General features: G+C 50.4%; 2 protein-coding genes. Both read left to right on the top strand.

Annotation, left to right across the window (positions count from 1 at the left end):
• Positions 1-689 (top strand): hypothetical protein (locus NA59_RS12755; RefSeq protein WP_044413605.1); only part of this gene is annotated, 689 nt, incomplete at its 5' end.
• Between the two features lie 249 nt (positions 690-938).
• Positions 939-1,137: hypothetical protein (locus NA59_RS12750; protein ID WP_044413603.1), on the top strand; the 199-nt coding region annotated here is incomplete at its 3' end.

Below are 1,137 nucleotides of genomic sequence, written 5' to 3'. Positions count from 1 at the left end.
CAGCAGAACCGGTGGCAGCAGAACCGGTGGCAGCAGAACCGGTAGAAGTTGAAACCGTAGAAGTTGAAACTGTAGAAGCAGAAACTGTGGAAACTGAAACTGTGGAAACTGAAACTGTAGAAGCAGAAACCGCAGAAGCTGAGACCACAGAAGCTGAGACCACAGAAGCTGAGACCGCAGCCGCAGAACCTGCTGTTGTTGAACAGCCGCAAGTGCGCTCATCATCGGTAACGATCAATGGTGAAACGGTGGCGTTAAGCTTTAGCCAAACCGCAGAAGTGGCCACGCTTGAAGTGGGTGATGCCTCCATGGCCACGGATGAAGTGATTCAACCAGGCCTGGCTATCTATGAGTCGTCAGGCGGAACCACAAGATTGGATTCGGTTGTGGATATCAGTGATCGGGGTAATTCGGTTTCAGCGACAGCTGGCTCAGCCGATACGGCACAAGCCAGTATTGAGACGAGCTCACCGGTTGTTGAGCAAACATCGATTAGCCTCACCAATGAAGAAGGTGTAGAGGAGTCAATGGATGTCAGCATGCTAGAGGATGGCACACTGGTGATTGATTTACCAGCCAATGCCAGCGTAAGCGATTCGCGCCAGGCCACCTTAATGGGTGTCGCGGCCGCTAAGCGTGCCGGTGTGTCGGTGGATAGGCTCAAAGCGGTGGTGATTAATCGTCGATAAACCGGTCTGCATTCCCACGCACAGCGTGGGAACGAGGTTAATGCACACTCTCAAGAGATCCCGGCCTTCGCCGGGATGACGGTTTTTTTGAACCAGTACACAACGGGCTGGGGATGGCCGGGTCGCTGTGCGCCTCGCAATGACCGGTTATTTCTTAACAAGGACTATTACTATGAATTTAGATGCGATTGCGCTGGCATAGACCAGATTCACCTTAAATTTTTAAAGATACAAACACAGGAACACACTATGAAAACACTGATGTTTTACAACAATGTACAACCGTTAAACAAAGAACTACACAAAAACCTAAAAGTACGCCAAACCGATACCCCAAACCTTGGCTTTGCAAAAGACACCAATGGTGTGGTGATTGCACTCACTGAACTCGCCCTTTGTTCAAAACACTATGTCACCGCGTTTGCCGTCACCAACGAGCAGGCGGATG

Origin of the sequence: Thiomicrospira microaerophila (assembly GCF_000934765.1) — a bacterium.
Taxonomy (GTDB): domain Bacteria; phylum Pseudomonadota; class Gammaproteobacteria; order Thiomicrospirales; family Thiomicrospiraceae; genus Thiomicrospira; species Thiomicrospira microaerophila.
The sequence above is the reverse complement of the archived record's forward strand: the minus strand, read 5'-3'. Positions and strand labels throughout refer to the sequence as shown.